The organism is Metabacillus dongyingensis (genome assembly GCF_019933155.2).
GTDB lineage: Bacteria > Bacillota > Bacilli > Bacillales > Bacillaceae > Bacillus_P > Bacillus_P dongyingensis.
Genome location: NZ_CP082944.1, coordinates 632,333 through 657,700, shown reverse-complemented (window position 1 = coordinate 657,700; position 25,368 = coordinate 632,333). Strand labels below are relative to the sequence as shown.

General features: G+C 41.4%; 20 protein-coding genes. 9 read left to right on the top strand and 11 right to left on the bottom strand.

The window, feature by feature from the left end:
* Positions 1-90: 90 nt before the first annotated feature.
* The 5 genes from K8L98_RS03375 to K8L98_RS03355 all read left to right on the top strand — a co-directional run bounded on the left by K8L98_RS03375 (position 91) and on the right by K8L98_RS03355 (position 4,249).
* Complete coding sequence (locus K8L98_RS03375; RefSeq protein ID WP_223439712.1) at positions 91-648, top strand: GNAT family N-acetyltransferase; 558 nt, start codon at positions 91-93, stop codon at positions 646-648.
* 100 nt (positions 649-748) lie between these two features.
* The gene (locus K8L98_RS03370) at positions 749-877 is read left to right on the top strand and encodes a YfhE family protein (protein WP_083328406.1); all 129 of its coding nucleotides are present in this window, start codon (positions 749-751) and stop codon (positions 875-877) included.
* A gap of 83 nt (positions 878-960) precedes the next feature.
* Complete coding sequence (locus K8L98_RS03365; protein WP_223439710.1) at positions 961-1,143, top strand: YfhD family protein; 183 nt, start codon at positions 961-963, stop codon at positions 1,141-1,143.
* Between the two features lie 486 nt (positions 1,144-1,629).
* On the top strand, positions 1,630-2,835 hold the full coding sequence (locus K8L98_RS03360; protein WP_223439708.1) for a NarK family nitrate/nitrite MFS transporter: 1,206 nt from the start codon (positions 1,630-1,632) through the stop codon (positions 2,833-2,835).
* A 538-nt stretch (positions 2,836-3,373) separates the two neighbouring features.
* Complete coding sequence (locus K8L98_RS03355) at positions 3,374-4,249, top strand: DMT family transporter (RefSeq protein WP_223439706.1); 876 nt, start codon at positions 3,374-3,376, stop codon at positions 4,247-4,249.
* A gap of 385 nt (positions 4,250-4,634) precedes the next feature.
* Here the strand turns inward: K8L98_RS03355 and cobA are convergent, their stop codons facing one another.
* The 6 genes from cobA to K8L98_RS03325 form a co-directional block, all read right to left on the bottom strand.
* Positions 4,635-5,405: a uroporphyrinogen-III C-methyltransferase gene (cobA, locus tag K8L98_RS03350; protein ID WP_223439704.1), complete on the bottom strand. Its 771-nt coding sequence runs from the start codon at positions 5,403-5,405 to the stop codon at positions 4,635-4,637.
* Between the two features lie 73 nt (positions 5,406-5,478).
* Positions 5,479-5,799 (bottom strand): nitrite reductase small subunit NirD, encoded by a 321-nt coding sequence (gene nirD / locus K8L98_RS03345; RefSeq protein WP_223439702.1) that lies wholly within the window; start codon positions 5,797-5,799, stop codon positions 5,479-5,481.
* Positions 5,800-5,834: 35 nt separating this feature from the next.
* Positions 5,835-8,246 (bottom strand): nitrite reductase large subunit NirB, encoded by a 2,412-nt coding sequence (gene nirB / locus K8L98_RS03340; RefSeq protein ID WP_223439699.1) that lies wholly within the window; start codon positions 8,244-8,246, stop codon positions 5,835-5,837.
* Positions 8,247-8,428: 182 nt separating this feature from the next.
* Positions 8,429-10,576 (bottom strand): assimilatory nitrate reductase catalytic subunit NasC, encoded by a 2,148-nt coding sequence (nasC, locus tag K8L98_RS03335; protein WP_223439697.1) that lies wholly within the window; start codon positions 10,574-10,576, stop codon positions 8,429-8,431.
* 45 nt (positions 10,577-10,621) lie between these two features.
* The gene (gene nirB, locus K8L98_RS03330) at positions 10,622-12,991 is read right to left on the bottom strand and encodes a nitrite reductase large subunit NirB (protein ID WP_223439695.1); all 2,370 of its coding nucleotides are present in this window, start codon (positions 12,989-12,991) and stop codon (positions 10,622-10,624) included.
* A 165-nt stretch (positions 12,992-13,156) separates the two neighbouring features.
* Positions 13,157-14,293: a DEAD/DEAH box helicase gene (locus K8L98_RS03325; RefSeq protein ID WP_223439692.1), complete on the bottom strand. Its 1,137-nt coding sequence runs from the start codon at positions 14,291-14,293 to the stop codon at positions 13,157-13,159.
* A gap of 209 nt (positions 14,294-14,502) precedes the next feature.
* Here K8L98_RS03325 and K8L98_RS03320 point away from each other — a divergent pair, with 209 nt between their 5' ends.
* Genes K8L98_RS03320 through K8L98_RS03310 form a run of 3 tightly spaced genes read left to right on the top strand, consistent with a single transcriptional unit; the run spans position 14,503 to position 18,331 of the window.
* A complete protein-coding gene (locus tag K8L98_RS03320; protein WP_223439690.1) occupies positions 14,503-16,209 on the top strand; it encodes a molecular chaperone HscC in 1,707 nt (568 codons plus the stop codon).
* A complete protein-coding gene (locus K8L98_RS03315; RefSeq protein ID WP_223439688.1) occupies positions 16,206-17,672 on the top strand; it encodes a J domain-containing protein in 1,467 nt (488 codons plus the stop codon). The genes K8L98_RS03320 and K8L98_RS03315 overlap by 4 nt, the downstream gene beginning before the upstream one ends.
* Before the next feature lie 17 nt (positions 17,673-17,689).
* Complete coding sequence (locus K8L98_RS03310; protein ID WP_223439686.1) at positions 17,690-18,331, top strand: DUF1266 domain-containing protein; 642 nt, start codon at positions 17,690-17,692, stop codon at positions 18,329-18,331.
* Between the two features lie 349 nt (positions 18,332-18,680).
* Here the strand turns inward: K8L98_RS03310 and rlmD are convergent, their stop codons facing one another.
* The 5 genes from rlmD to K8L98_RS03285 all read right to left on the bottom strand — a co-directional run bounded on the left by rlmD (position 18,681) and on the right by K8L98_RS03285 (position 24,091).
* Positions 18,681-20,075, bottom strand: a complete 1,395-nt coding sequence (gene rlmD, locus K8L98_RS03305) for a 23S rRNA (uracil(1939)-C(5))-methyltransferase RlmD (protein WP_223439683.1) — start codon at positions 20,073-20,075, stop codon at positions 18,681-18,683.
* Positions 20,076-20,091: 16 nt separating this feature from the next.
* Positions 20,092-20,955 (bottom strand): DNA-3-methyladenine glycosylase family protein, encoded by an 864-nt coding sequence (locus K8L98_RS03300; RefSeq protein ID WP_223443113.1) that lies wholly within the window; start codon positions 20,953-20,955, stop codon positions 20,092-20,094.
* 86 nt (positions 20,956-21,041) lie between these two features.
* The gene (gene pdaA / locus K8L98_RS03295) at positions 21,042-21,848 is read right to left on the bottom strand and encodes a delta-lactam-biosynthetic de-N-acetylase (protein ID WP_420828854.1); all 807 of its coding nucleotides are present in this window, start codon (positions 21,846-21,848) and stop codon (positions 21,042-21,044) included.
* A gap of 280 nt (positions 21,849-22,128) precedes the next feature.
* Positions 22,129-23,658: a fumarate hydratase gene (locus K8L98_RS03290; RefSeq protein ID WP_223439679.1), complete on the bottom strand. Its 1,530-nt coding sequence runs from the start codon at positions 23,656-23,658 to the stop codon at positions 22,129-22,131.
* 241 nt (positions 23,659-23,899) lie between these two features.
* Positions 23,900-24,091 (bottom strand): SE1561 family protein, encoded by a 192-nt coding sequence (locus K8L98_RS03285; RefSeq protein ID WP_223439676.1) that lies wholly within the window; start codon positions 24,089-24,091, stop codon positions 23,900-23,902.
* 141 nt (positions 24,092-24,232) lie between these two features.
* On the opposite strand from K8L98_RS03285, the gene yfkAB reads away from it, so the two are divergent.
* Positions 24,233-25,360, top strand: a complete 1,128-nt coding sequence (gene yfkAB / locus K8L98_RS03280) for a radical SAM/CxCxxxxC motif protein YfkAB (RefSeq protein ID WP_223439675.1) — start codon at positions 24,233-24,235, stop codon at positions 25,358-25,360.
* The last annotated feature ends 8 nt before the right edge of the window (positions 25,361-25,368 follow it).

Genomic DNA, 25,368 nt, shown 5'->3' with positions numbered 1-25,368 from the left:
GAAATTTTTTTATCTAATTTAAAAAATTTCGAGGGTGGGACTTCAACACGACAAGTCTGTAAGTCTGCCCTCTGGTTGGAGGGATAGCAGATGCTAAAAAAACGTGATATTCAAGACAGTCAGCCGCTCTATGATCAAATGGTTCACCCTGATGTCTTCCCTTTTGTGCGCCACAAAGCTGCATCAATTGATGAATATCTATTTTTAACCAAACAAACGATTGAAGCAGAAGAGCGCGGGGAATTGATTTCACGTACCATTCTCGATGAATGGGGCTCTCCAATCGGAACGATCAGTTTATTTGATGTTCAGGACAATGCGGGGTTTCTTGGTACATGGCTGGGGAAGCCATTTCACGGAAAAGGCTATAACCAGGCTGCTAAAGATGCTTTTTTCAATGAACTCTTTTTTGACCTTGACATTGAACGGATTTTTCTCCGCATCAGAAAGAAAAACATTCGCTCAACAAAAGCCGCTGAAAAGCTGCCTTATGTCGTAAATGCCAATGAAACAAGAAAGCCTCTTCTCGACGAAATCAATCAGGGCGAGGATATTTATAACTTATACGAAATTTCAAAAGACCTATATACCTTCTATACGATGCGTACTGCCGCTGAAACCGGGGAACAGCATCTTAAAGAAGCATAATGATACAAAACCTGCTTATCTTCTTGAGCAGGTTTTTTTGTATGAGATTCATGAAAGATGACAAAAATAGTGCTGACACATAAAAGAAAGGGTGAACGAAATGGCTGATAAAAGAAAACGCGAAAAAACCCGCAATTCTTTAAGCGGTGCACAGGAAGTAACCTATTCAAGAGCATTTAAAATGGCTGACCGTGCAGGCGGATACATAAACAGCAAATCAAGTCATTAACTGCCAGCATACCATCCTCCAGTTGAGATAAAACTAAGCAATGAACATATGAATGTTCAAGCTAACTTCAGGGGGGCTAAAAAATGGGCAGAGCAAACAGTCAGCATTCTAGAAGCAAAAGCAAAAATGATTTAGCACAAGTTCCAAAAAATCTTAAAAAAGAATCTGATGGAGTTTATGAAGAATATTCGGCTGAACTCGCAGATCAGGCAGATAAAACAGCTCAAGCAAGAGCTAAAGCTGCAGATGAGCGTCAGGGAAAATAAACGATTTATATACGATACAAAAAGGAGAGTGCTTAATGCGCTCTCCTTTTTATTATTTCTCTTAGATAATCTGTGGATAATGTTATCAACACCTATGTGAATTTTGTGGATAATATAAATTAGACACATATTAATATGATTGAATGTAAAATTGTCAGATTTTTTAGTAATATTGTGGACAACCTCTATTTAAACTGTGAATAATGTGTATAAATTTGTGGACCCTTTAAATTTTATGGGTTTTCATTGTGGATAAATATTTTAGTGGATATTCGTATATTTTTTGGGGATTTTACAAATTTTAACTATACATCAATGATTGTCATCATGATATCTGAAAAAGAGCTGCCAGCAGGCAGCTCTTTTTTTATTAATAGCATCTCCAACTAAAAGTATGTCATGTTTCCTTACACGAATAAAGAAATCTCCATTCACTAATAGTAGAATAAGTGAATATTTAAAAAAATTAAATTAGGAGAGATGATAATGAAATTAAATGACTTGAGAAAAAGCGGTCATGCCCCTTCCCTCTTTGCATCATTTCTTTATTTTGATGTCAGTTTTATGATTTGGGTTTTATTAGGGGCATTAGGGGTTTATATTACAAAGGATTTTGGACTTTCACCAGCTGAAAAAGGATTGATTGTGGCCATTCCAATTTTAGGAGGATCGTTATTCCGGCTCATTTTAGGTATTCTGACAGACCGTATCGGCCCTCGGAAAACAGCAATCGGCGGTATGCTGGTTACAATGATTCCCCTTTTGTGGGGATGGTTATTAGGAGAAAGTTTAGCAGAACTTTATATGATTGGAATCTTGCTTGGAGTTGCAGGTGCAAGCTTTGCTGCTGCTCTTCCTATGGCCAGCCGCTGGTATCCTCCCCACTTGCAGGGCCTTGCCATGGGGATAGCTGGAGCAGGAAATAGCGGTACACTTTTTGCAACATTATTTGGACCGCGTCTTGCAGAATCAATTGGCTGGCATAATGTAATGGGATTAGCCTTAATCCCTTTATCTATCGTTTTCGTCATTTATCTATTAATCGCAAAGGACGCTCCATCACAGCCTGCTGCTAAACCAGTCAAAGAATATTTTAATGTATTTAAAATGAAGGATACTTGGTATTTCTGCCTGCTATATAGTGTAACCTTCGGAGGTTTTATAGGGTTTACCAGCTTTTTGAGCATCTATTTTGTGGATGAATACGGGTTAACCAGGGTTAGAGCAGGTGACTTTGTAACATTATGTGTCATCGCAGGCAGTTTCTTTCGTCCAGTTGGAGGATTTATCGCAGACAAGATAGGCGGAGTTAAACTTCTATTGTTCTTGTTTGTTGGCGTTGCGATCAGTATGCTTGGAGTTAGTGTTCTATCATCTTTTACTGCCGTTACGGTTCTGCTGTTTCTCGGCATGCTGTTCCTTGGTATGGGTAACGGAGCTGTCTTTCAGTTAGTTCCACAGCGATTTCCCGAAGAAATTGGTTTTATTACCGGAATTGTAGGGGCAGCTGGCGGTGTAGGAGGATTTCTTGTACCAAACATACTTGGTACTTTAAAACAAATTACGGGCACATATGATGCTGGATTTGCCGTTTTTTCTGTAGTTGGAATTGCCGCATTGACGATCTTAATATCAGCACAGTTTTCGTGGAGAAAGACGTGGATTATCAGTAAGAAGTCAGTCAAAATTTAGCTTTAATTACGCATATTCTTCTATAGTAGAATTTAGGTGAAAATCAAAAAAACACTTAGATATTTTCTAAGGGTCCGTTTACAGGGGAAAAGCTTAAAATCTCGCACCGCTTTTAGCGGTGTTTTTTGCATACTAAAACCCAGTCCCTTTAGGACTGGGCTTTTTGATCCGTATTCAAATCTTACTCCATTATCCCCCCTTTAATAGAATAACTACAATATGGCCTCAGTCCTAAATTGCTCAACCCACAATTTGTCTTTAACTAACGCACCCTGCTTTGTACACTCCTTTTACAATCTGCTCTTAGTATAGTAATTTCCTATTAAGCCTGATAACGCATGCATAATATTCTTTGCTATAATAAAATACATATAATTGCAGGTAGAAAAAAATGGACTAGGGGTGAACATATGTATTGGACTCCATTATTTGAAAACGATGTACCAGTAGCACACTTCTGCTCTTAGTGGAGGGAAAGTGACTACATCTCTCCGTTAGGGGCATTTTCGACCTAATTAAAAAACGGAGGGTATAAAAAATGAAAAACACCTTATTAGGTTCTTTATATTTAACTTTAGCTTCCAGTATCTGGGGCGGTATGTACGTTGTTGTTAAAATTGTAGTATCGGTCATACCTCCACTAGAACTTGTGTGGATGCGATATTTAGTGGCAATTGCTGCACTTCTCGTTATCGGCTTGATAACACGACAAAACTGGCGAATTGAGAAACGTTATTTCTTATTAATCGCAGCTATTGGGGTCATTGGCAATACCATTTCAATTGTTGCTCAGGAAACTGGTACAATGCTTTCCACAGCACAAATGGGAGCCATTATAACTTCTTCAACGCCAGCATTTATGGTTATTTTTGCTCGCTTAATCCTTAAAGAACGGTTGACGTTAAAAAAGGGGATCTCCGTTTGTTTAGCGACAATTGGAGTACTTCTCATTGTCGGAATTGGTGATGTTAATATGTCCGGCACACTTGGAGGTATTGCACTGCTTATTGCAGCATTAACATGGGCACTCATGTCTGTACTTGTAAAGCTTTTGCCAAGTGATTATCCACAAATTGTGGTAACCACCTATTCCATCTTAGTAGCCCTAATCGTGTTGACTCCTTTCGTTTTGCCGCGGTTACACGAAATTAATATCTCTGAACTGACTCACCCGACTATTTGGGGAGGACTCTTATATTTGGGTATTGTTTCAACAGCAGGCGGATTTCTACTCTGGAATCGCGGATTACAAATGCTTAACGCCTCAAGTGGAGGAATATTTTTCTTCTTTCAACCCGTGGTTGGAACATTACTTGGATGGCTTATTCTGGGAGAGAACATAGGTGTAACGTTTTGGATCGGTTCTATCCTGATTCTCACAGGTGTTTTATTCGTTATCAACGAGAAAAAATAGTATTTAGAAACCCCTTCAAATGTATCTGAAGGGGTTTTGCTTGTCTTACAACACTCATTCATGAGTAAATTATTTGTCATTATTCAACTAACCTGCCGTTTAATCGAATAACCCATATTTATAATAATATCCCATTAAACGTTTGGGAATAAACTGCGTAATAGAAAGAAGGATCGTTTTACAGGTTGAATAGCACACTAACACAAAAATTTCGCTGGACAATAACTATTGCCCGCTAGCTAATTGAGTGGTCATAATCGGTGAAAATCATAATACTGCAACAAAAATAGCAGGTCTAATTCGCTTGCGAATTAGCCTGCTCTCCTAAAACGGAACCTCTTAGGTATTTCCCTAAGCGTTTTTATATTGATTAGCTGCTGCCGTTTTATATGAATACCTTCTCTCTTTTTCTTGGTGAAAACCAAGATAAACGCTGCGACAAATTAACAACTTCCCCTATAATAATCATGGCCGGATTTGTGACTGCTTCACTTTTAACTGTTTCAACGATTGTTTCGAGAGTCCCTGTTACAATCCGCTGATTCATTGTCGTGCCTTGTTCGATTACTGCTATTGGAGTTTGGGGATTTTTACCGCAAGATTGAAGCTGGCTGCATATATAAGGAAGATTTTTTATCCCCATGTAAATGGATATCGTGTCAACCCCTTTAGCTAAATACTCCCATCGGATGTTATCGGGTTTACCTGTCGTACAGTGACCTGTGACAAAAGCAAAGGAACCTCCATACTCCCTGTGGGTAACAGGAATGCCTGCATACGCAGGCGCTGCTATTCCTGCTGTTATGCCAGGCACAATTTCAAAAGCAATGCCAAGTCGGGCGAGCGCTTCTGCCTCTTCTCCACCCCGCCCGAAGATGAATGGATCTCCGCCTTTTAATCGCACAACTGTTTTCCCTTCAAGAGATTTTTCAATGAGCAATTTCTGAATAACCTCTTGTGGAACACAGTGGTTTCCCGGAATTTTACCACAGTATATGAACTCAGCTTCTTCCTTTGCATGATCCAGCAAGACAGGATTGACTAAACGGTCGTACAGGATGACATCTGCTGCTGCAAGACATTTCACAGCTTTGAGGGTAATTAATTCCGGGTCACCAGGTCCAGCTCCAACAATATAGACTTTTCCTTTTTTCATCCTTTTCCTCCAGCTCTGAGAAGTATCTAACTGATTCTGGACTCCATACTATTTACATTGACCGGATCCCATTCTACAAAAGAAGATAAATATCATTATCATCTATTATCGTTTCATATGTTTTTACACAGCCATTATCTGGATCCTGGACCATGCCATCATCTAAACAGATCTTCCAGTCATGCATTGGGCAATAGACATATTCACCGCTGACAATTCCTTCTGTGAGCACCCCGCCTTTATGAGGACAGCGGTTTTCGACAGCACGAACTCTTCCATCAGATAATCTGAATACCGCAACCTCATTTCCTTCAACACGAACCGTTTTTCCTAAACGTTCTGGAAGTTCATCAGCAGCACAAACCAGCACTTTTATTAAACTATTATTTACCATGAATGATTTCCCCCTTTTCATTGCAGACCGCTGTATTAAGACATAACGACATTCTCAAACAATTCTTTTTTTGTTTTATCATTATTTACAATTTCTTTCCAAGGGTCCTTATAGACAGATAGAGCTTCATTCATTCGGTCATTAAGCTTTTTACATGTTTCCTTATCTTCCAAAACAGATTGAACATGAGTCAATCCAACCCGCTCTATCCATGCGGAGGTACGCTCTAAATAGTTTGCCGTTTCCCGGTAATATTGCAAATATGCACCTGTGATTTCCATCACTTCTGCTTCCGTTTTTACTTTGAACAGCAAGTCTCCGCCGCGTACGTGCGTTCCGCCATTTCCTCCTACATAGAGTTCCCATCCGCCTTCAATGCCAATATATCCAATATCCTTGAATCCAGATTCTGCACAGCTTCTAGGGCAGGCAGAAACGGCCATTTTTACTTTATGCGGAGTTTGCAATCCTTCGAATTTTTTTTCAAGGGCAATACCAAGTGACATGGAATCTTGTGTGCCGAAGCGGCAGAACTGTTCCCCAACACACGTTTTCACTGTACGAAGGGATTTACCGTAAGCATAACCAGAAGGCATATCCAGCTCCTTCCATACATCTGGCAAATCTTCTTTTTTAACTCCAAACAAATCCAGGCGCTGTCCGCCAGTTACTTTTACTAACGGAATTTCATACTTTTCTACAACATCTGCGATGCGCCTTAAATCTTTGGCATTTGTAACACCGCCATACATACGGGGTACAACCGAGTATGTTCCGTCTCTCTGAATGTTCGCATGCATGCGCTCGTTTACAAAACGTGATTCTCTCTCATCTTTATATTCAGTCGGTTTTACCATCCCTAAATAATAGTTCAGAGCTGGACGGCATTTTGAACAGCCCTCCTCTGTATTCCATCCTAGAACGTTCATGACCTCTTTTGTATGCGATAATCCTTTGGCTTTAATTTCATCGACGATTTCATCTCTTGATAAGTCTGTACAGCTGCAAATCGCTTCTTTTTGGGAGCCGGCATCAAAATCTTCTCCAAGCGTGCATTGCAATAGCTCTGCAACCAGCGGCTTACAGCCTCCACATGAACGGGAAGCACTAGTACAAGCTTTTATTTCATCAACTGAGGAGCATCCTTGCTTTTGAATAGCATCGACAATGGTTCCTTTTGATACTCCATTGCATCCGCATATCATCTCTTCAGCACTCATGCTTTCTACAAGGCTTGATCCAGCCAATTCGCCTGCAGGCTGAAGGATGGATACTTTGGATGTCCCTGAAACATCGGCTTGCTTTTGAATCATCGAGAAAAGACGGCTGCCTTCATTCGTATCTCCAAATAAAACAGCGCCGACAATTTGATTCCCCCGCAATACGATTTTTTTATAGATTCCATCTTGATCATCAAAAACCTTGATCGCTTTTTTATCTTCTCCTTCTATAAAATCGCCTGCAGAAAATACGTTAACACCTGATACTTTCAATTGAGTAGATACAACAGATCCTTTATATGGATCTGTATGATTCCCGCAAATGTGTTTAGCTAATACTTTCGCTTGCTCATACAACGGTGCGACTAACCCGTAGGCTATTCCGTCATGTTCTGCACATTCGCCTACCGCATATACGTGAGGAATATTTGTTTGCAGGTAATCATTGACGATAATTCCCCGATTTACCGAAAGCCCGCTTTCCTTTGCAAGCTTTGTATTAGGCTTGATGCCAACTGCCATTACGACTAAATCAGCTTCTATTTCCGTACCATCTTTAAACCTCAAACCTTCAGCCCGATCATTTCCGATTATCGCTTCAGTTTGCTTTTCTAACAGAAATTTCATCCCTTGGTTTTCTAATTCTTTTTGCAAAAGCTTTCCAGCTATTGGATCCAATTGACGTTCCATCAAACTTGGCGCTAGATGAATCACAGAGACATCCATACCTAAGTTTAACAGTCCCCTTGCCGCCTCCAGCCCCAGCAATCCTCCTCCGATGACAGCAGCCTTTTTATATTTCTTGGAGGCTTCAAGCATTTCATCTGTATCGCTTATATCACGAAAAGCCGTAACACCCTTTTTATCTGCACCTGCAATAGGGAGAATAAAAGGATTAGATCCCGTAGCTAAAATCAACTCATCATAACGTTCGACTCTTCCTGAGTCAGAAAAAACAGTCTTCATCTCCGCATCAATTTTTATGACCGTTTCTCCCGTATGTAATTGAATGTTATTTTCTTGGTACCACTCCCAATCATTTAATGTAATATCCTTAACTTCTGTATCTCCCTGCAAGACCTTTGAAAGTAAAATCCTATTATAATTCGGATGTGGTTCGCTTCCGAAAATCGTAATCTCAAACTCTTCGCCTGATACCTTCAATACCTCCTCAATGGTTCTGACGCCGGCCATTCCATTACCGATAAGAATTAGCTTTTTCTTCACTTGGCGTTCCTCCTCCTAGAAAGTTTCTTAAACTATATCACAGCAAGAAATAAACTTAACTTATTATGTAAGGTTTTCTAACATTGTTTTTTTTGATAATTTAAAATATTGCTTTCAAACGTATGTTTTTAAAAGCAAAACCGGCTGTGAAAAGCAGCCGGTTTTAGGATTATTCTTCTGATTTATTCTGCCGATTCAACAAGAGGCGCTATTTTTACTGCACTCACTTTAAATCCAGGCATTTTACATACCGGATCTAATTCTTTTGAGACAAGCAGATTGATATTTTGAGAGTCTGCCCAATGAAATGGGACAAAAATGGTATCCTGGCGAATCTTTTCTGACCATTTGCTTCGGACTACTATACTGCCCCGCTTTGACTCAATTTTCACCAGCGTATGATTTTTAATGTGATACTCCTTGGCTGTTTTAGGGTGAATTTCCATAAATGATTCGAAATTTCTGGCTGCCAGTGATGAGCTTTTTCTTGTTTGCACCCCTGTCAAGTAGTGTGACATAACCCTTCCAGTTGTTAAAAATAATGGGAACTCTTTAGTCGGCTCTTCTTTCGGGACATTCGGGCTGTTTGGAACGAGTGTCATAGCCGCTTTTCCATTCGGATGTGCAAAAGCTTTTTCAAATAATCTTTTCGTCCCAACATGTTCAATATCTGGACATGGCCACAGAATTCCTCCTTCTTTTCTTAGACGATCATATGTAATGCCATAATAATCAGCTGTTCCCCCGCGGCTTGCCACTCTTAATTCATTAAAAATTTCTTCAGCGGATTGAAAGGAAAAATACTCGCCTTTTCCAAGGACACGAGCGATCTCACAAATAATTTGCCAATCATGCTTCGCATGTCCAGGTGATGGAAAGCTTGCTTCCCGCAATGTAACTCGGCCTTCTAAATTGGTCATCGTTCCTTCATCTTCCAGATAGGAGGAAGCAGGCAAAATCACATCTGCTAATTTTGCAGTTTCGGAAACAAACATATCCACAGCTACAAGATACTTTAATTTTTTTAATGCTTTTTTGACAAAATCAGCATTTGGATTAGAAACAATAGGATTTGAGCACATTAAAAACATTCCGGTAATTTCACCTTCATGTATTTTCTCTATCATTTCATAAGCAGAGACACCTTTTCTTGGTAAATCTCCTTTATCGATTCCCCACACACTCGCAATATATGATCTGTGTTCATCGTTTTCAATAGAGCGGTATCCTGGCAGCTGGTCTGCTTTTTGACCATGCTCTCTCCCGCCCTGACCATTTCCCTGTCCCGTAATAGCTCCATAACCGGAGTTAGGCTTTCCAATTTTCCCTGTAACGAGGAGAATATTCAGGAAATTTCGAACTGCTGCAGATCCATCTGTTTGCTGTTCAACACCTCTTGCTGTAAAGATCATTCCTGATTCTCCCTGCCCGAACGTTTTCGCTGCAAAACGGATTTGATCAGCAGAAACACCAGTCATGTGAGCAATCTCTTCCAAATCCAAAGAAGTAATATACTCCTTTACTTCCTCAAAACTATCCACACGTTTCCTGATAAACTCATGGTCGATAAGGTCCTCCTCTATCAGCACTTTCAGCAATCCATTAGCCAAAGCTGCATCCTTCCCAGGCTTAACTTTCATATGTAAGTCAGCAAGATCCGTTGTCGCGGTTTCTCTGGGATCAATTGCGATGATAAAGGCACCATTTTCTTTTGCCTTTTCAAAATAAGGGATAATTGTTGGCTGGCATTCCGCAATATTTGTCCCCGCCAATATAATACATTTTGTGAACGGAATTTCTGATAAGCTGTTTGTTAAACCTCTATCCATCCCAAAAGTTTGAGTTGCAGCTGAAGCCGCTGCAGACATACACAAACGGCCATTATAATCGATGTATTTCGTTTTTAAAGCCACTCTTGCAAATTTTCCAAGTAAATAAGCTTCTTCATTCGTAATGGATGCACTTCCATAAACAGATAAAGCATTTAGCCCATCTTTTGCTTGAATTTCATTAAAATTTTCTTTGATGTGTTCCAGAGCCTGCTCCCAGGAAACTTGAATAAATTCACCATTTATTTTTAATAACGGAAATTTAAGACGTTCATTGTGCAAAGCGTGCTGATGGGCATTCATCCCTTTTATACATAAACGGCCCTCAGAAGCAGGATTGTCTTTGCCAATTGTCACATACTTTTTTCTTGTGACAATCGATTGTTCAAGCAATTGCATCTTACACTGCACACTGCAAAATGGACATTGTGTATCATATGATTTTTCCGATTGCACTTCCTGCTGCTTCTCACGGAAATATTTCAATAATAACTCTGTCAAGCTCTCACGTCCTTTGCTTAATCACTTTATTATTAATCTGAAATGTTAAGTAATAAGCGGCTGCTTCTCCATCAAATTTTTCCGATGAGATGCGTCGCTTTCAAAATAATGAAGAAGCTGCAAAAGAAGTTCTTCATTAAACAATACTTCCCTGATATGAAGTAAGCCTACGCGCTCAATCCATTGCCAAGTCCTTTCTGAATAATTGGCTGTTTCACGGTAATATTGAATAAAACCGCAGGTTAATTTAATGGCTTCTTCATCTGTACTGGCTACGGCCAATAATTCCCCCGCCCGCACATTGCGTCCGCTGCTCCCGCCTGCATATATTTCCCAGCCTCTGTCAATTCCCATAATTCCTATATCTTTCGTTGTGGATCCTGCTCCATTATGCATGCAGGCAGATACACCTATTTTCACACGATAAGGCGCTGATATAAGATTAAGTTTCTTTTCTAAAGCCACGGCAAGTATGAGGGATTGCTGTTTATCGCAGCTGCAGATATGCTCTCCAGTACATGTTTTGATGTTTTGAACATAGCTGCCGGCCTTAGAAGAAAGCGGCATGTTTAAATCACTCCAGACCCCTTTTAGATCCTCTTTTTTAACACCCATTAAATGAATTCTTTGTTCACTTGTTACAGCAACCTTTGGGATGTTATATTTATCTGCTGCATCAGCAATTTTCCGGAGTTCTTCAGCATTCGTCATTCCACCGTACATTTGGGGAATAACCGTGTACAGATCATCACTTTGCCGGACAGCATTCATTTTTTCGTTTATAAAAATCAGTTTTTGACTGTTCTCATACTCTGGGTAAATCATTCCCAGATAATACGTAAGAGCAGGCTTACAGGTTGGACAGCCGTCACTATTTTTCCATCCAAGGGCAGTCATGATTTCTTGATTAGATGATAAGTTTTGGAGCTGCATTTCATGCACGACTTCATCTTCTGTTAAATCAGTACATGAACACATGCTCTTTATTTCAATCACTTCATCAAATTCATCACTATTTACATATAATAAAAGTTCGTTTACTGCCGGCTTACAGCCGCCACAAGAACTTGATGCCTTTGTACATGTTTTCACTTGTTCAACTGTTGTTAATCCGTTCTTTTGTACAGCTTCAATAATGCCTCCTTTTGTTACTCCGTTACAATTGCAAATCAGATCACTCCATGCCATTTCAGCAATGAGACTTCCGCCGGAATGTGTGGAGGTTTGAAACAGGCTATTCTTTTCCTCTGTGGATATGTCTTTCTGTTTCAAGATCAAATCAAATAATTTTGCACCTGCCCTTGTATCACCAAAAAGAACAGCGCCAACGAGTTTTCGATCTTGAAAAACCGCCTTTTTATAACAGCCGTCAAGTTCATCAAATGATGTTATTGATTTTGTTGAATCTTGATCATCGAAATGCCCGGCTGAAAATACATCCACTCCCGAAATTTTAAGCTGAGTAGAAAGGACTGATCCCTGATAACCTTGAGTTTTGATGCCGCAAATATGCTTCGCTGCTATAGCCCCTTGCTCATAAAGAGGTTTTACAAGTCCGTAAACGATGCCGCGATGCTCTGCACACTCTCCGACAGCGTAAATATTGGCGGCACTTGTTTCTAAATAGTCGTTTACAGTAATAGCGCGGTTTGTGAGAATTCCGCTATCTTTTGCAAGCTTTATATTTGGTCTGATTCCCGCAGCCATAATCACTAAATCTGCCTCTGTTTCTGTTCCATCTTGAAAACGAACGCCTTTTGCACGGCTGTTTCCGATGATTTCCTGTGTCACCTTTTTTAAAAGAAAGTGCATGCCTTGCCTTTCCAGCTCTTTTTGAAGAAGGATAGATGCTGTCTGATCAAGCTGTCTCTCCATTAAATATTCTGAAATATGGACGACACTAACCTCCATGCCAAGGTTTAATAGTCCTCTCGCCGCTTCTAAGCCTAATAATCCTCCACCAATAACCACCGCTTTTTTATATTGACGCGAACTTTCAATCATTTTCCGGCAATCATCAATTGTGCGAAAAGCGATTACTCCCTCTTTATCAGCTCCTGGGACAGGAAGAAAAAAAGGAACAGAACCAGTGGCAATAATTAACTTGTCATAGGATAACTCCCTCTCCTTATCTGTTTGAATGATTTGATTCAAAGTATCAATATTCAACACTGTTTCACCTGTAAACAGCTGTATATTATGTTCGGCATACCAATTATGATCATTTATTGTAAGATCCTCAAAAGTCATACTGCCCTGCAGAACGGTAGATAATAAAATTCGATTATAAGTAATGTGGGGTTCACTTCCGAAGACAGTAATATCAAACATTTCGGAGCCGTTCTTAACAATTTCCTCCACACATCGGGCCCCTGACATCCCGTTTCCTACTACTACTAATTTTTGTTTAGTCATTTCGAAACCTCCAACATCCTTCAAGATGGTAGTTGAGATTATCATTATTTCATATATCCTTGAAAAAAGTAGTAAGTATGTTACATTTCCTTACACGTTTTGTAATAAGCAAGAAAGGAGAGACGTATATAAAAAATCCCGCAGCCAGATGGCTGCGGGATTTTTTTATTTAGATTCTACTATTTCACCCTTATAAAAACGCTTTTTATGAAGCTCAACCTTTAATCCTCTGCAGATTTGCTTCAGTTCACGCTCTTCTCGTTCTGTCACAAGCGAAACGACCGTTCCGTCTGCTCCATTTCGGCCTGTTCTGCCTGAGCGGTGAACATATTGCTCAACTGTTTCGGGAAGGTCATAATGAATAACGTGTGTAACCCCTTCAATATCGAGGCCTCTTGCCGCTACATCTGTTGCAAGGAGCATCGGAAGCTCTCCTGCACGGAAACTTTTGATGGCTGTTTCCCGCTCGCGCTTTGTAGAATCCCCGTGAAGAATACCAAGCGGCAATCCTTTGTACATAAGCTTTTCTGCTAAAACAGCTGCATTGCCAATATCTTTAACAAATGCAATCGCTTTAGCTCCATCTAATCTTGAGAGCTTTTGAAGTAAATCAATTTTATCTCTGGCTTCTGCAGTGAAGTAAATATGATCAACTTCTGATTGGACACTTTCATCTCTGCTTACTTTTATGACTTCCGGGTTTTGCATCAGGCTTCTCGCTTCTGCTTCTGTTTTTTCCGGGAGAGTTGCCGAGAAAAGCAAGAGCTGTCTATCCTTAAGTGTTGTTTTAATGATATTTTTAATATCGGACAAATGTTCAGGCTGAAGGAGCTGATCGCCTTCATCAAGGACGATTGTTTTAACTTCATGCATTTTGATTTTCTTTTGTTTAATAAGCTCAGAGACACGGCCCGGCGTACCGACAATAATCTGCGGACGCTTTTTCAGCTTTTCCTGCTGTCTTTTCACATTTGCTCCGCCGATGAAAGAAGCTCCTAAAATGCCGCTTCCCTCCGACCATTTTTGAATCTCCTGATGGATTTGCATAACAAGTTCCCTTGAAGACGCCATAATCAATGTCTGGACATTCTTGCTTTCAGGGTTGATGCGCTGCAGGACAGGCAGCAGATAGGCAAGCGTTTTGCCTGTTCCAGTCGGTGATTCTGCAATCACATCGCGGCCGTCCAATATGGCAGGCACGGCTTTTTCCTGTATAGCGGTTGGAGTTGTATACGAGGCCTTTTTCCAGGCTTCCTGTAAAAATGGTTTTGCTTCTTCAAGCAGTGACCATGTGCTGTTCATTTGTTTTCACCTTTTCGTATCTGAAGTCCGTCTTTCATAAAGAAAGACGCATTTTCTTATTATATACCATTTCGGCGGAGGGAAAAACAGCTCTTGAACTTTCTAGCGGTAAGAACATCCTGAAAATTACCAGTTATTGATTTAAATTTTCTGTTCTAGCTTATATAATAGACTCCATAAAAAGAACTTTTCATAGAGGAGAGAACAGAATGACCGTCATTGGCATAGACCTTGGAACATCCAACAGCCTTGCAGCGTTTTGGTCTGAAGAAGGACCGAAGATTATTCCCAACATACTCGGAAGCAATTTGACTCCATCCATTGTCAGCATTGATGATAACGGCGAAATCCTCGTCGGCGAAATTGCAAAAGAACGTCAGATTTCACATCCTCACCTCACAGCATCTGCTTTTAAGCGTTATATGGGTTCGGCTAAAACCTATCATCTTGGAACCTATCATTTATCTCCGGAGGAATTGTCCTCTTTTGTTCTACAGTCTTTAAAAAGAGATGCAGAAGTTTTCCTGCAGGAAGAAATCACGCATGCAGTTATTAGTGTTCCGGCTTATTTTAATGACCAGCAGAGGAAAGCGACAAAGCGTGCAGCCGAGCTTGCCGGACTTACGGTCGACCGTCTGATCAGCGAACCAACCGCTGCTGCCATCGCATACGGCTTTCACCAGCAGAATGAGGATACCCGCTTCCTCGTATTTGACCTCGGCGGCGGAACCTTTGATGTATCGATTCTCGAGCTTTTCGAAGGGGTAATGGAGGTTAAGTCCATTGCGGGGGACAACTTTCTCGGAGGCGAGGATTTTACGAACCTGCTCATGCATTATTTTCTGAACGAACATAAGCTTGCGGCAGATGACCTGGATGCACGGGCACAATCTGTTCTGTTTAAACAGGCAGAAGCATGCAAACGGGAGCTTGGCAGCCATCATCAGCGGGGCCATATGGTACTCCATCACAACGGACAGGAGTATTCATCCAGTGTGGACAGGTCCTCCTTTGAAAAAATGTCCCAGCCGCTCATGCTGAAATTACGGAATCCGATTGAGCGCGCGCTGCGGGATGCCGATTTGCAGACGGACGAGATTGATGCGGTCATCCTAATTGGCGGAGCCACAAGACTGCCTATGATCAAAGGCATTGTGACAAAGATTTTCGGCAAACTTCCTTTTCTTACGATTCATCCTGATGAAGCAGTAGCTCTTGGAACAGCGGTTCAGGTAGCCCTGAAGGAACGAAATGAAGCCGTGGACGAGCTGATTCTTACAGATGTCTGCCCCTTTTCACTTGGAACAGACGTCGTGAAGCAGCATGATGCTGACTCATATACTTCCGGCTATTTTCTTCCGATTATAGAGCGGAATACGCCGATTCCTGTCAGCAGAGTGGAGCGCCTGTACACCATCCGGGACAACCAGAACCGGATTGTCATTGACATCTATCAGGGAGAAAGCAGACGCGTTGAAAACAATTTGAAGATCGGCGAACTGACTGTTCAGATCCCAAAAGCGACTGCAGGAGAGGAATCCGTCGATGTGCGCTATACATACGACATTAACGGGCTGCTTGAAGTTGAGGTCACAACCATCAGCACCGGCCGCAAACAGAAAATGATGATTGAAAAAAACGCAGGAAGCATGACCCCTCTTGAAATGGAAAAGAGAATGGAGGAGCTGAAGGCCCTCAAAATCCATCCGAGAGACCGCACAGAAAACAGGCTCCTTCTCGCAAGAGGCGAACGATTATATGAAGAAACGCTCGGACGCGAACGGGAAGCTGCAGCCGCTGCCCTTGAACAGTTTGAACACATCCTCGCCTCACAGGATGACCAGAAAATCCGCGCAGCAGCAGCACGGTTAAAAGAGATCCTCGAAGAGATGGAAAACTGGAGCAGACAGCGATGAATTCAGCATGGAATATTCTAGGAGTCGAACCGACTGACGACCTCACTGTTATTAAAAAAGCCTATTCGGCAAAGCTCAAAATCCATCACCCTGAAGACGATCCTGAAGGCTATCAGAGGCTGCGGGAGGCCTTTGAAACTGTAAAAAAAGAAAGAAAAAGAATAGCCCGGAATTTCCAGACAAGCGAGGAAAGTGTCTACAAAGAGACTGTCACCGTACCAATAGAGGAGCCTGCCCCTTTCATCTCCTCTCATTTTCCTTTTCCTGAATGGCACGAGACAGAAGCAGATCCCCAAGCATCTATCGATTTGTTTATGGAGAAAGTTGAGAAGCTCTATCAGGATTTCCCCTCACGTATTAACAGAGAGAAATGGCTTGAGCTCCTGAATGATGATGCTCTGTGGGATTTGGAGCAAAGAGACTATCTAAGTGAACGGCTTCTGACTTTTCTTCAACTGAACCCGTATCTTCCTGACTACATCTGGAAACTGCTTGAAGACACGTTCCAATGGATTGACTTGCTTCGGGAGGATCCGTACCTTCTCGGTGAGGAAGAAACTGAGGCATTTCTGCGGCGTCTGAACGACAACACTGGACTCTATCCATCTCTTTCGTATCAAGCATTATTACATATAGAGAACATTCCCTATGATCTTTATCTGATGAACCGGGAAAAAGCACTTGATGAACTCCTTGAAAATCGGCTGGAAGAAGCGGAAGCGTATTTGAAGACCGCCCTGTCCATTTTTCAGGATGACCCGCATCTGCAGACAATAGCCGGAATGATTTTCGAACGAATCGGCCGGTTTGAAGAAGCTGCTGCTGCTTTAAAAAAAGCATGCACGCTCCAGCCTGAAAACACTAAGAACCGCACGCTGCTTGCAAAGCTGCTGCATAAAGCCGGCAAACTGGAAGAAGCGGAGCAGGTCTTCCTCAAGTTCCTTTCTGATCATCCGTATGACCCGGATGCCATCAGTCTTTTAGGCAGAATCTATTTAGAAACCGAGGAATGGCAGAAAGCCCGTGAACAGTTTAGGCATCTAGAGAGCATTCAGGGCAAAGATGCAGAGACAGTTGTTTACCTGGCTAAGATCAATGATTTCCTTCTCAGAAACAGCTTTAAGCGAAAGCCCCTGACGAAGAAAGAAATTAAAAAAGATGTCAGACCTGACACGTTCAGCCAAAAGCTGACTGCTTTTCTGGGCTGTCATTTGAAATGGAAGATGATTTTTGCTCTCAGCTTTTTAATGGTGAGTCATAACAGGCTTCTTGCTCTAGGAGAAGAATGGCAGTCAAATCCAGTCTGGGTGGTCATTGTCGCCCTCTTTTCTATTTTTAAATACACTGATCTTTCTTTTTATTTCGAGTACACATTAACACCGCTGTTCTGGACGATGATATGGACAATAACCGTCATAACCCTGTTAAAAGAATGGAACCGCGTCCGAAAAACGTTCTTATAGAAAGGAGGAGCAGCCGTATGAACCGAAAACAGAAAAAATATGTGAACACACTGGCACCCCTGTGTATGATTGGATATTACACTTTCTACTACTCTCTCTATCTTTCAGAGGTTCCATTCAGCAAGCGCACAGCCAGAAAACATCTGAAACAGTATGAAATCACAGACAAAAACACCGCCCAGGACAGACTGGAGTGGTTTTTAACAACGGGAAACAGAAGAGAATTTTACGTCCTGCAAAGCTCCCTCCTTTTCCTCTCAGAGGCTGAGGCCAAAGAGCTGCTTTCCATCGGCGAAGATGAAACGCTCATTGCCAAGCTCTCTGCCGTGAAGAAGTACATGCATCGCTTAAATGAGCACAGCATCGGAGCATTCGATCTCTCCAGTGCGATTTTGCTCACAAAGCACGCACAAAGGACAGGCCTCCTTACCCAGAAAGAAGCACAATCCTACGAAATCCGGGCAGTCAGACTTGCCCAGACCATGTACACAAGCTGGAGCGAGTACCTGACCGCCTGCACAGCAGGAGCAGAATTTGTCCAGAAAAGTACAGACGATCAGGAAAAATACTTGAACTTCCAGAAAAACACTTTGATTAAACTGATGGCATCCAAACACAGTCCGTTTAGGAAGATTGAGTTTGAGACTAGTTTCTCTTAATAAGAAGATCTTTTTGAGAGGAAGAATTGAAGTAAAACCCAGGAACGCAAAGAGCATTCCTGGGTTTTGTTTTGTGCGTTGTTTTAGAAGGAATAGTCTTACCGCTTTCAATCAGCTGCCCAGGCAGCAAGGTTCATTTTCACACTCAAGCTTAATCTTTAATCCAAATGGTGTTTATATTTTTTGAAAACGTTCTATAGTTACATTTATACAACTCCCTGATTCATCCGCATTCACTATCCAAATAATACCACATCAATCAATCGCCATATGTATCTTTAAGCTATAAAACAAAAAAATAGAGAGAAATAATTTCAATTTCTCTCACTAAATTTATACTTCACTCTGACTATTTACTTTTCAAAACAAACCTCACCACACACTCCACATGCGCAGTATGCGGAAACATATCCACAGGCTGAATATATTCAACCTTATACGCCTTCGAAAGTGTCTTAATATCTTTAGCCAATGTAGACGGATTACATGATACATAAATAAACTTCTTCGGTTTCACCTTAAGAATCGCACCAAGCAGCTTTTGGTCGCAGCCTGTTCTTGGCGGGTCGACAACGACTGCGTCGGGGCGCCAGCCTTCGCCGAGCCATTTTGGGAGCCAGTGCTCAGCCGTTCCTTTTACATAAGTTGCATTTTTAACTCCATGCTTCTTTGCATTTTTCTTCGCGTCTGCAATGGAGTCTGCGATTGTATCCATTCCCCTGATTTCCTTTGCACCCTTTGAGAGCCACATGCCAATGGTGCCGACTCCGCAATATGCATCAACTACTTTTTCAGAACCTGTAAGCTGTGCAGCTTTTTTCACTTCATCATACAGCTTGACAGTCTGAACAGGATTCAATTGGAAAAATGCCCGTGCTGACAACTCGAAAGAAAGATCGCCCAATTCCTCTTGAATCACTTCTTCTCCTTCTAAGTGAATGGTTTTCTCTCCGAAGATCAAAGACGTTTTTTCACCGTTCACGTTCTGCATGATGGATTTCACTTCAGGAAGGCGCTTCTGAATTTCACTGACAATCAGTTCTTTGCGAGGAAGATTCTCCTGTGATGTGATCAAAACAATCTGTACCTCACCGCTTGTAAAGCCGATTCTGCTGACAATCGTACGTACGATTCCTTTGCGCTTACGTTCATCGTAAATTGAGACCTTCAAATCCTGTAAAATCTGCTTTACTGTTTGAGTCGCTTTATTTGTTGCTTCATGCTGTACAATACAGTGATCAATATTTACAAGATGATGAGAGTTTTTACTGTATAGGCCGGCAATGACTTTTCCGTTTCGCAAACCAGTCTGGAACTGGCTTTTATTCCGGTAGTTCCAGGGATCATCCATGCCGATTGTTTGTCTGATTTCAACTTTGCCCAGATCAAGTCCTGAATACCGCTCCATTGCCTGAACAATAATGTCTCTCTTTTCTTTTAATTGCTGTTCATAGGAAAAATGCTGAAGCTGGCAGCCCCCGCACTCATGATAAATCGGACACGGCGCATCTACCCTGTGAGGAGATGCCTTTCTGATTTTCTTGATCTTGCCTTCTGCAAATTTCTGTCCGATGTTCGTTGCTTCTACGACAACTTCCTCGTTCGGAAGGGCGCCTGGCACAAAAACAACTTGTTTTTTAAAGTAGCCTACCCCTTCTCCATTAATGCCGAGTCTTTTTATTGTAAGTGGAAAAGTCTGTCCTTTTTCAAGGGTAATTCCGATGTTTTTCTGATTGTTCTTCATGTTTGCCGCTCCATTTCTATTCAATGCTTCTCCATAAATAAAGAGATGCATAGCTTAAATAAGGTGACCACTCTTTGCTTAGGATTTCCATTTCTTCAAAGGTTGGTTTCCGTTCAAGCTGAAAATGCTTTTTTAATGCATTTTGTATACCTATATCTGCAAACGGAAAAAGGTTTGGACGGCCGAGTCCGAATAAAAGCAGATTCTGGACTGTCCAGGGACCTACACCGCGTATTTTTACAAGTTCCTTAAGAATAGCTGCATCTTCCATATTCTGAAGTTCTTCAAGGTTTATTTTGCCTTCAGCTATAAGCTTTGATGTATCAATCACATACTCCGCTTTGCGGCCGCTGAACTGAAGCTCCCTTAAATCACTGCAATCAAGTTGAGCCACTTTTTCAGGAGCCGGGTAAAACCATACACCGTCAATCTTCTCACCGAATGTATGAACAAAACGTTCTGTCAGTGTATGGGCGAATTTCAGGTTGAGCTGCTGATGAATAATGCACTTCATCAGACAGCCGTAAAGACTAAATTCAAGGACGATCGGCGTCCCGTCATGCGCTTCGAATATTTCTGCAATGTTTGTAGAACGAAAATGTGTTTGAACATCAACTAAAGAAAAATCCCACTGAAAAATACGCATCGTTTCTTTTATTGCAAAGTCTTTATCCGATTTGCCGCTGAGAAGAAATTCAGGAGCCGTTTTTGTCCCCATTCCTTTTACGGTTACAACAAATGGATCATTGTTCTGGTTTCGGAGAGGTATAGAAACCTCACGCTCCTCTAAACGAACATGATGAAGCGGATCCATGGATAAACGATCGAGCACACGGTCAAAATCATATGGAGGTTCTATACGTATACGTTCTTCCCACATAGTCATCTCAAATCCCTTATTTTTGATACTGTGTATTATACCATGAATACACAAGCGGGAAACGCAAAACTCCCTCCGAGCATAGGTCAAAGGGAGTAAAGGAATTTCTGGTGAAATGTTCGGTCAATCATCAGATCATCAAGGCTTTTAAAGATATAGCCTTGTTTTGTTAAATCATCTATCGCACGGTCAAGTGCTTCTGCATTATCTTTTGAGACAGTATGCAGCAAAAGAATACATCCTGGGTGAATTTGAGTCATGATTTGATCATATGAGTATCTCCAGCCTTTTTGTGCATTCGTATGCCAGTCGACAAAGGCAAGCGACCAGAATACCGGCTGATAGCCAAGTTCTCTTGATAAAGACAGAACCCGTTCACTGAAAACACCTCTTGGCGGGCGCAAATAATTGATGCCATGGTAGCCTGTTAACTGCTCCGTTTTCAGTCTTACCGAGTCCAGCTCTTTCTTAAATCGTTCATCACTGACTTTTGTTAAGTCCGGGTGATGCCATGAATGGTTTCCAACGATATGGCCTTCATCAGCCATACGCTTGACAAGCTGCGGCTGATCGAGCAAATAATGACCTGTTACAAAAAAAGCGGCAGGTACTTTTCTTTTTTTCAGCACATCAAGGACTTTTCCTGTATAGCCGTTTTCGTAACCATTATCAAATGTTAAGTAAATATATTTTTGAGTTGGGTCACCCATAAAAAAAGAATCATATTTATTCAGCAGCTTCTCCATCGGCAAACCGGGATTTGCAGATTTGTGATTTTTGCTTTTTTCAAAGCCCCAGTTGATCGGCTGGTTAGAGACAGACGCTTTTGCTTCATGAATTCCGAATGATAAAAACAGCAGAACGCTTAAAATAGCGCAACAGTATCTCAAAATAATCGCTCCCCTGACATAGTTTCTATCTATAGTGTCGGAAAGAGCATAAATTACATACTGTTTTTTAGCAGGTAACATATGGGAAGGAACTGCGAAGAGTTTTTCAAGAAAGTCCATAGGTTTATTATTGCGAAAATCACCATTAATTTAGCGGGTTTTTGAGTTTAATTACGGATGTAATTTTTTTGATTTTCACTAAATACTTCCTCGTCATTTTGTCTTTTTAGCCAAGTTTCTCTTATTATTTTAATAAAAAAAGCCGGAATAATCCGGCTTCGCCTTAACTGAAAACAGGTTCTTTGAATTGTGAAAGCTTTTCAAGAGAGGACTGATCAACATCTGCATGCAGGCTGTTGCCATGTGAGTCCATTGTGACTACCGCGGTAAATCCTTCAACCTTCAGGTGCCACATCGCTTCTGGAATGCCAAACTGCATAAGATCAACACCTTCAACTGATTTAATGCAATCTGCATAGTATTGTGCGGCTCCGCCAATCGCATTCAGATAGACTCCTCCATGTTCATTAAGGGCTTTCAGCGTTTTTGGCCCCATGCCGCCTTTTCCAATGACTGCGCGAATACCGAATTTTTTCATGATATCGCCCTGATAAGGCTCCTCACGAATACTTGTTGTCGGCCCGGCAGCCTTCACGTGCCAATTCCCATCTTCATCCTTCAGCATAACTGGACCGCAATGGTAGATAATTTGACCTTCAAGATCGACCGGGGCGTCATTGTCAGATAAGTATTTGTGAATCGCGTCGCGGCCCGTGTACATCATTCCATTGATATGAACAACATCGCCAACTTTTAATTCACGGATTTTTTCTTCTGTAATTGGCGCTTCCAGAACAACTTCACGTGAATCCGGTGCTTCATCCGTTTGATCTGCATCATTCAAGTTTGGCATCTCGCCCTCTTGGTACAGCCAATTTTGAATTTCACCGCTTGCAGCATCAATGTTTACCCCTAAACGGCGATATGCCCAGCAATTATATGCAACAGATACAAAGAAGCTGGCAGGAATCCGGTTCATCACTCCAACTTTGCACCCTAAAAGAGTAGCTTCCCCGCCAAAGCCCATTGTGCCTATTCCGAGCTGATTGGCTTTTTCCACAATATACTCTTCAAGTTTTTGAAGATCCGGGTTTGAATTGACGTCTTCTGAACTTCTGAAAAGCTGTTCTTTTGCAAGCTCATAGCCGGAAGTGCGGTCTCCGCCAATTCCCACTCCAATGAACCCTGCACTGCAGCCTTGTCCTTGTGCCTGATAAACAGAATGAAGAATGCATTTGCGGATGCCGTCCAAGTCCCGGCCAGCTTTTCCAAGTCCATCAAGCTCGCACGGCAGACTGTATTGAATATTTTTATTTTCACAGCCGCCGCCTTTTAAAATTAAACGGGCATCAATATAGTCTTTTTCCCATTGCTCAAATTTAATGACGGGTGTGCCATATCCAAGATTATCTCCGCTGTTCTCACCGGTTAACGAATCCACTGAGTTTGGACGAAGCTTTCCGTCTTTTGTCGCTTGAGCAATGGCGCGTTTGATCTCTTCTTTCATTTGAAGCTGATTAGCACCAACGGGAACTTTCAGTTTGAAAGTCGGAAGTCCTGTATCCTGACAAATTGGCGATACATTTTCATCCGCCATTTTGATATTTTCAGAAATAGTCGCAAGAGACAATGCAGCGCGCGTACCTGCATTCTCTTTCATTTTTGCTTTCAAGATTGCACGGCGGACATCCTTAGGAAGGTTTGTAGATGTCTCGACAATTAAGTTGTACATGCTTTGATAAAAATTTTCCATCCTGTTTCTCCCCTTATTGTCTATAGTATTCGGTCAATTTCATTCAATTTTTATTATACTCCTTTGCGTTTTAGTTGGAAAGGCTTACAGCCTGGAAAGAATTTACCCGAAAAACTTTTACAAGGGGATATTCATTACTTTCCAAAATGTTCTTTTTACTCGCATAAAGCTTTTACCAATCATCACCTGATTTTACTTGTAATTACATAAAAAAAACAGCTGCCTCAGCAGCTGATTCCCTCTATTTTTTATCCCAGTCCTTTTTAAACTGTTCCTGCTTCACTTCAAGCTCATCAAGCATTTTAATTAAACGATCAATATCCTCGACGTCTGTTGACTCAGGATCCATTGAATCGATGACATTCATAAACATATTTAAGCGTGTTTTTAAATATTTTAACTGTGAGTCTTTATCATGAACGGCGTTGCCCAAGATGTATCTCTCCTTTCACTGATAGTGATATCGTAGCTTATTCGTCCTTCTTTGACAACAGTACAATCGGAGAAGGTATTCCAAAATATGATGTTCATGATAGAATGTTCTCTATGTGAACTTGAAAAAGGAGTTTTATGAATGAATGCATCAGCTGGAAATATACTGCAGCCCATTACACCTTCTTATGATCCGTGGGAGGCTTATTTAGATATAAAGCAATATGGTAAATTAACCTTAACAAATGTTGAATTTACGACAACGACTCTATGCAACATGCGCTGTGAGCATTGTGCTGTAGGCTATACACTCTCCCCGAAAGATCCGTTAGCATTGCCGATTGATTTAATCCTAAAAAGGCTGGACGAAGCAGAAACGCTCAGGTCAATCAGCATTACAGGCGGAGAACCAATGATGTCGCTTAAGTCAGTAGACAATTATGTGCTTCCTTTACTAAAGTATGCCCGCGAACGGGGAGTTCGTACGCAAATAAACTCTAATTTGACGCTTGATTTGGCGCGTTATGAAAAAATCGCTCCATACCTGGACGTTTTACATATCTCTCATAACTGGGGAACGCTCGATGATTTCGCAGAAGGCGGATTTGCGATGATGGACAGGAAGCCAACTTATGAACAGCGCACTGCTTATTTTGATCGTATGATTGAAAACAGCCGTGCCCTTGTAGATGCAGGAATTATGGTCTCTGCAGAAACGATGCTGAATAAGCGTACATTGCCTCATATTGAAAAAATTCACGAGCAAATCGTGAATGATATGAAATGCCAGCGTCATGAAATTCATCCAATGTATCCCTCAGATTTCGCAAGTGCCCTTGAGACACTTACTTTAAATGAAGTCAGAGCAGCTATTCATCAGCTGCTTGATATACGAAATGAAGATGTATGGATGCTTTTTGGCACACTGCCCTTTTACGCTTGCAGTGAGGAAGAAGAAGATATAAAGCTCATTAGACGACTTTGGGAAAGTAAAAACGTAACAGTGCGCAATGATCCTGACGGCCGTTCAAGGCTTAATGTCAATATTTTCAATGGGGACATCATTGTGACAGACTTTGGAGATACGCCTGAGCTTGGCAACATTCAAAATGATACGCTCCAATCCGCCTATGACCGCTGGAATGAATCTAAGCTTGCCCGCGAGCTTAACTGCCATTGCCCGGCTGTTTCATGTCTTGGTCCAAACCTTTTAGTGAAAAATAGTTATTATCAGGATATAGATTTTCAAAAAAGGAAATCCTTCATATAAAAAAGCGA

What these genes read in the sequence shown, in the direction of transcription:
- K8L98_RS03310 (WP_223439686.1), top strand. Translation starts at nt 17,690, where the DNA reads ATGAACCGAAAACAGAAAAAATATGTGAACACACTGGCACCCCTGTGT.
- K8L98_RS03360 (WP_223439708.1), top strand. Translation starts at nt 1,630, where the DNA reads ATGAAATTAAATGACTTGAGAAAAAGCGGTCATGCCCCTTCCCTCTTT.
- K8L98_RS03375 (WP_223439712.1), top strand. Translation starts at nt 91, where the DNA reads ATGCTAAAAAAACGTGATATTCAAGACAGTCAGCCGCTCTATGATCAA.
- K8L98_RS03315 (WP_223439688.1), top strand. Translation starts at nt 16,206, where the DNA reads ATGAATTCAGCATGGAATATTCTAGGAGTCGAACCGACTGACGACCTC.
- K8L98_RS03290 (WP_223439679.1), bottom strand. Translation starts at nt 23,658, where the DNA reads ATGGAAAATTTTTATCAAAGCATGTACAACTTAATTGTCGAGACATCT.
- K8L98_RS03365 (WP_223439710.1), top strand. Translation starts at nt 961, where the DNA reads ATGGGCAGAGCAAACAGTCAGCATTCTAGAAGCAAAAGCAAAAATGAT.
- nirD (WP_223439702.1), bottom strand. Translation starts at nt 5,799, where the DNA reads ATGGTAAATAATAGTTTAATAAAAGTGCTGGTTTGTGCTGCTGATGAA.
- rlmD (WP_223439683.1), bottom strand. Translation starts at nt 20,075, where the DNA reads ATGAAGAACAATCAGAAAAACATCGGAATTACCCTTGAAAAAGGACAG.
- K8L98_RS03355 (WP_223439706.1), top strand. Translation starts at nt 3,374, where the DNA reads ATGAAAAACACCTTATTAGGTTCTTTATATTTAACTTTAGCTTCCAGT.
- cobA (WP_223439704.1), bottom strand. Translation starts at nt 5,405, where the DNA reads ATGAAAAAAGGAAAAGTCTATATTGTTGGAGCTGGACCTGGTGACCCG.
- K8L98_RS03320 (WP_223439690.1), top strand. Translation starts at nt 14,503, where the DNA reads ATGACCGTCATTGGCATAGACCTTGGAACATCCAACAGCCTTGCAGCG.
- K8L98_RS03370 (WP_083328406.1), top strand. Translation starts at nt 749, where the DNA reads ATGGCTGATAAAAGAAAACGCGAAAAAACCCGCAATTCTTTAAGCGGT.
- nirB (WP_223439695.1), bottom strand. Translation starts at nt 12,991, where the DNA reads ATGACTAAACAAAAATTAGTAGTAGTAGGAAACGGGATGTCAGGGGCC.
- yfkAB (WP_223439675.1), top strand. Translation starts at nt 24,233, where the DNA reads ATGAATGCATCAGCTGGAAATATACTGCAGCCCATTACACCTTCTTAT.
- K8L98_RS03325 (WP_223439692.1), bottom strand. Translation starts at nt 14,293, where the DNA reads ATGAACAGCACATGGTCACTGCTTGAAGAAGCAAAACCATTTTTACAG.
- K8L98_RS03300 (WP_223443113.1), bottom strand. Translation starts at nt 20,955, where the DNA reads ATGTGGGAAGAACGTATACGTATAGAACCTCCATATGATTTTGACCGT.